5 protein-coding genes are annotated in these 5,454 nt (G+C 36.3%); 2 read left to right on the top strand and 3 right to left on the bottom strand.

The window, feature by feature from the left end; genetic code table 11:
- Positions 1-170 precede the first annotated feature (170 nt).
- The 3 genes from V7127_RS24490 to V7127_RS24480 all read right to left on the bottom strand — a co-directional run bounded on the left by V7127_RS24490 (position 171) and on the right by V7127_RS24480 (position 2,653).
- Positions 171-1,127, bottom strand: coding sequence for a DMT family transporter (locus V7127_RS24490; protein ID WP_335490716.1), 957 nt, complete (start codon positions 1,125-1,127; stop codon positions 171-173).
- A complete protein-coding gene (locus V7127_RS24485; RefSeq protein ID WP_335490713.1) occupies positions 1,114-1,257 on the bottom strand; it encodes a hypothetical protein in 144 nt (47 codons plus the stop codon). Before V7127_RS24485 ends, V7127_RS24490 begins: the two co-directional genes overlap by 14 nt.
- 181 nt (positions 1,258-1,438) lie before the next feature.
- The gene (locus V7127_RS24480; protein WP_335490710.1) at positions 1,439-2,653 is read right to left on the bottom strand and encodes an MFS transporter; all 1,215 of its coding nucleotides are present in this window, start codon (positions 2,651-2,653) and stop codon (positions 1,439-1,441) included.
- A 741-nt stretch (positions 2,654-3,394) separates the two neighbouring features.
- On the opposite strand from V7127_RS24480, the gene V7127_RS24475 reads away from it, so the two are divergent.
- Together V7127_RS24475 and V7127_RS24470 are read left to right on the top strand one after the other, a co-directional pair.
- Positions 3,395-4,294 (top strand): LysR family transcriptional regulator, encoded by a 900-nt coding sequence (locus tag V7127_RS24475; RefSeq protein ID WP_335490707.1) that lies wholly within the window; start codon positions 3,395-3,397, stop codon positions 4,292-4,294.
- 506 nt (positions 4,295-4,800) lie between these two features.
- Positions 4,801-5,442, top strand: a complete 642-nt coding sequence (locus tag V7127_RS24470) for a pyridoxamine 5'-phosphate oxidase family protein (RefSeq protein WP_335490704.1) — start codon at positions 4,801-4,803, stop codon at positions 5,440-5,442.
- Positions 5,443-5,454: the final 12 nt, after the last annotated feature.

The raw sequence follows: 5,454 nt of genomic DNA, 5'->3' as shown, positions 1-5,454 counted from the left end.
GCTGACCTTATAATACGAAAGGGCGCGATTCTGTAACAAGGATCAGCGCTCGTTTTCATTAAAGGGCCATATTGTGGAGCATTGTCTTTCAGGAACGACTGCTTCGGGTATTAAGAAATAATACTCCTGTCTCAATAATGGGAGGCAAGGTTTACCTAGCCCCCCATTTATTACACATTCTTAACTTTTAGTTGTGGTGAAATTTGCTTATTTAATTTTCTAATATACAAATTGTTTCCGATTAAACTAGCAATCGTGATTAAAGCTCCTATAAGTTCAAACGATGTTAAGTGATATCCTTGAAAAACAGTAATTATATAAGTAGTTACAGGAACCATATTCATAAAGAGAATCCCATTGATAGGTGTAATGATTCGATTACCAGTATTCCAAACAAAGATAGCTAATACTCCCGCAATAAGTGCCATATATAGGAGGGATCCCGAAATATCACCAATCATTGAAAGAGTCGGAAGTTTCAACCAACCAATTAATGTTGCTAAACCTACAAAAAAAATGTTTGAGACGGTTCCGAAAATGGTAGTTACTGTTGTATATCTCAATGGCGAACATTCTGGAAAAGAATTTCCACCTATAGTGTAGATGACAAAACAAAGTGCACCTATAAGTATAATCAGATAAGCGGAAATATTTCCATCCTCTGAAAAGAGAACACTTAAATCTCCTTTTGAAATAACCGTAACAACTCCTATTAATCCCGTTAACATGAACAGAACCGTAAGCGGTTTAGGAGCACCTTTTTTAGTTACCCAATTTACGATAACTCCAAGCAGTGGTTGAACTGCCATTATGACCGCAGCTATTACTGTTCCTGATGGCCCGGCTAGTTTTTGCCCTAAAAACACTAGAAAACTAAAACCTGTAAAACCCATCGTTCCTAGAAACCATAATTTTATTGTTTTGCCTTCCGTAGATAATTTTCCTTTTCCTTCTATTACGATTAGCAATAGTACCAATACAGCCATTGCAATACCAAATCTGAATAAAGTGAAATAAAATGGGTCCATTATTTGTAGGGCATTTCCCATTACAGGAAACATTCCTCCCCAAGATGTAACAGCGATTAAACACATTAATATTCCTATTAAAAATTTATTGCTTTTCATCTGTCGTTCCTCCTGTTGAATGTATTGAATACTTACCTATACGAAGAATACCTTCACCCTTTTCAGGATTTTCAAAACGTTCTGCAAAAATCGGGAGGAATTGTGAAGCACCACAATTAGAAATGTTCAAACTTTTTTATAATAGTCTCATCCTTAGCAAATATGAAAACTCTATTATGATAAATCTTTTTTCAAAATAGAGTTTTTGGCATTTGTTTTTAAATAAGGATTGGCTAGACTTTTTTAATTTAACTTTATTCGAAAACAATAGAACAAGAAAAACTGGGAAAACTCCAGTTTTTCATAGGTCATTAAGCTACCTGGTTCTCTTCTTTCCGATCGTTTGGTAAAAAGACAGCAATAAGGGCGCCGACAAGCGGAAGAATCGAGAGAATCGTGTACACAGTTGTCACTCCAAAGATGTCCGATATTCCTCCCATAAAAACAGAACCAATCCCTCCAGCTCCCACGCCGAATCCAATCGAAAGTCCGGAGGCAAGAGCAATGTTCTTTGGAAGCATGTGCTGCATAAATATCACACTGATCGAGAAAGTAGAAAGAACACTAAATCCAAATAAGAGCAAAACAAGAACCGACAACAACCCATGTACATGAGGAAAAATAATGGCAAACGGTGTTGCAATCAACATGGAGCTGACAAGTAAACGTTTCATTCCTAGTTTATCTGCAAGAACTCCGCCAAAGAATGTGCCGAGTGCACCTGCTCCGACAAAAACGAAACTGAGCATTTCAGACTGCTGGATCGATAAGTTGTGCAAGTAAAATGGCAAAAAGACCACAACCCCAATCTGGCACCATGAACGCAGGATGATGACACAGGAAAGTAGAGTTGCTCCTAGATAATTGTTGTTACCTTTTAATTGTTTATTATTATCAGCTTTAACAAACTCTAATTTTTGACTTAACCAAGGCAAAATCTGTCCGGTTAATCCAAGGGATAAGAACGCTACGGGAATGAACCATAACAGTCCGTGAATTCCTGAGTGAATTATAAAGAGTGAAACAATTAAGGGTCCCAAGGCTTGTCCGGAATTCCCGCCTACCTGAAAAATAGCTTGGGCAAGACCTTTTTTCGTACCGGACGCGAGGTGGATTGCCCGTGAGGCTTCTGGATGGAACACGCCGGAACCAAGACCAGAAATGGAAATAAACAGCAACAACCATGGAAGGGAAGGTGCCAGTGCTGTCAAAGCAATCCCCATAATGGAGCAAAACAACCCAAATGGGAACAGCCAGGCACGAGGCTTCCGATCTGCCAACATGCCCAAAAACGGTTGAGAAATGGATGACGTTAAATAGCACATCAAAACTATTAAAGAGGATTGGGTAAAGTTAAGGTGAAACTCGTTTTTATAAAGTACAACTAATGCTGGGACCATCCCTGTGGTCACTAAATCATTTAAAAAATGAGCAGAACTGAAGGTAAATATTCCCCTTCTGTATAGGGGTTCTTTTTCTTTAACGATTACTTTCGAGGCATTTTCCATGACTTGCATTCCTCTCATTGCGATATCATTTAATTTGTTGATGCCTTACCCGCGTTTTTTCAATTGAGGTAGGGATAATCTTAGTGTATAAATGGATTTTATTTTGCTTCATGAATGACACTTTTCAAATCTGGATACCTGTGTTTTTTTACATAGTGTGTACGATGTTTGGAAAATACACAGGTAATAAAACCATAATTGAATGTGTTTCACAAAATGAAGAAACAATAATAACTTCAAATCCCTGCTTTTCATCTGCTTTTGTGACGATTATGGGATCGATTTATACTGTACGTAATTTTAAAGCGTATTCTATTGCGTCTTGTAAAAACTGCACCTCCTTTGAATAACATCTACAATTCATCGTTTTTCCTCCTCGATTGAAAAGAGAATCATAATTATAGGAAAGCTCCTTTGATTAACTTATTGAGAACAAAACAAACAAGAGTAATGTCATACATAAACAACTCTAATAAAATTAATAAAGAGAATGTTGACGTTGTAGACACGCCTGTTGAAATTTATTCTCTGCAACTGTCGCATAAATCGGTATACTAACTAATAACAAATCCTTCAGTTACAAACGTGACCAATAATGTAAGTAAGAACGCAAATTCAAATACTAAGAGACCATCGATTAATAGCTATTACAAAACAAGTTTTCCAATTACCCTACACTTAAATTACTGCTATGCTATTCATAAGACAAATACAAAATTGTTGTCTATTCATCAATTTAAATTATGAGTGGGTGAAAAAATGAATTTACATGCGTTACGAATTTTTACAAATGTCGCTAAACTAGGGAGCATAACCGAAGCGGCGAATTTACTACTTATTAGTCAGCCCGCTGTCACAGCTCAGGTTCGAAAACTAGAGCAGGAAATTGGGGTAAAATTAATCACTGGTAAGGGAAGGGGGATTCAGCTCACAACTGAAGGTAAATTCCTTTTTGAGCAAGGATTACGTTTATTTCATTTAGAAGAACAGATTGATGAAAAATTTAAAACATTTTTGGAAAAGAAGCAGCAAGTGCAAATTGCTTCGAACTATATTGCAATGAATTATATTTTACCGCCTATAATTGCTGGTTATAAACTAGAAAATCCAGATGTCGATGTAAATGTATCGTTAGGGATTGTACCGTCTGTTGAGCGTCGCCTCCTAAATTACGAAAGCGATTGTGGCTTTGTTGTGCAAAGTAACATCGGTCATGAAGATTTACACTTCGAGAAAATACTGGATGTCCCATTTTGGTTTGTTGTACATCCATCGCATCCTTTAGCGAATAAAGAGGTGACGATTTTTGATTTAAGTGAGCATGATTTTATTTATAGGGAACGAGGTAGTTCAACGCGTGATTTGTTAGAGGCGATTTTTTATACCCATAATTGCCCGTTACCGAAATTAGGCTTACAAATGCAAGGCTTACCCGAATCGATTAAAGTTGTAGAGGCAGGTTTCGGAATGTTACTCGCGCCATCCTGCAGCGTAATTGAAGCATTGGCACAAGGAAGACTTCGCAGAGTATTTGTGGAACAGGCGGAAGTCAATCAAAGTTTGTTTATTTGCACTAGGAAAATGGATGAGAACGAGCATCCATTTGTTAACTATTTTAAAGAGAATCTATTCAAGTCAGAGAATACAGTTGATACCTAATAGTTTGTGTATAAGTATACTTAAACAAATGGGTGCGTTAGTTCATTAAGAATTAAGTGATTTTATAAGTGAGGTCAGATTTTAGTTATTCAATTAAAGGGCGCTTTTCTGAAATAAGGAAAGCGTCTTTATTCATGAAAAGGGCCAGATTGTGGAATAACGATCAACAATTGCTTGCAAAAAAGACACGATGGATATTTGGGTTTACCAGTTGGTTTATATGAAGTATTAACATACTCCTCTATTTCTCTGTTCCTTCACGTAGCCATAAGGATCTGAACTCATTTCATTGTTCATATTTTCCATATCAAGAGGTAAGGGATCTTGCGAATAATCGAGTATTCGGGAGAAATCGCATTTAACTAAGGGATTTCAATTCTTCTCCTTAGAAAAAGATAATTGAGTAAGAAGTTAGTTTTTGTTTTTAAAATAATTCTAATAATTTGAGTTATACAATTTTTTATGGTGTATAATGGCTATATATTCCATTATTTAAAGGTGATAAGATGAGTATTAAGTTTAAAGAGATTATCTCTTCAAAAGAAGAGTTTGAAGAATTCCGTTCATTTATTGGACAACCTAGTCAAAGAGCTGCTAATAAAGTAATTTCATTTATTGACCAGCATTGCAGAAACTTTATTTCCATGTCACCATTTTTGACATTAGCAACTTCTAATTCAGAAGGGAAATGTGATGTTTCTCCAAGAGGAGATTTTCCAGGGTTTGTTTCTGTTCTTGATGAACACCATCTTTTTATTCCAGAACGGCCAGGGAATCGAAGAATGGACTCCGCAGAAAACATTATTACCAATCCTAATATCGGGCTTATATTTTTTATACCTGGTTTAGGAGAAACATTAAGAATCAATGGAAAAGCCTATATTTCTCGTGATCCAGAACTTCTTGAAATGAACATTGTAAATGGTCAAGCCCCTTTATTTGGAATCTTAGTAGAGGTAGAGGAGTGCTTTGCACATTGTGCTAAAGCTTTCATTAGATCAAAATTGTGGAACCCAGAATCTTGGTTAGCAAAAGAGAATCTTCCATCGGTTCCTCAAATGTTGGTGGCTCACTCTAAAATACCTAATGTTACTGCTGAACAAGTAGCAAAGGAGTTACAAGAAGGCTATAAAAGACGACTTTATTAATATGAAATAGCC

The organism is Bacillus sp. JJ1773 (genome assembly GCF_036962035.1).
In the GTDB taxonomy this organism is placed as follows: Bacteria; Bacillota; Bacilli; order Bacillales; family Cytobacillaceae; genus Cytobacillus.
The sequence above is the reverse complement of the archived record's forward strand: the minus strand, read 5'-3'. Positions and strand labels throughout refer to the sequence as shown.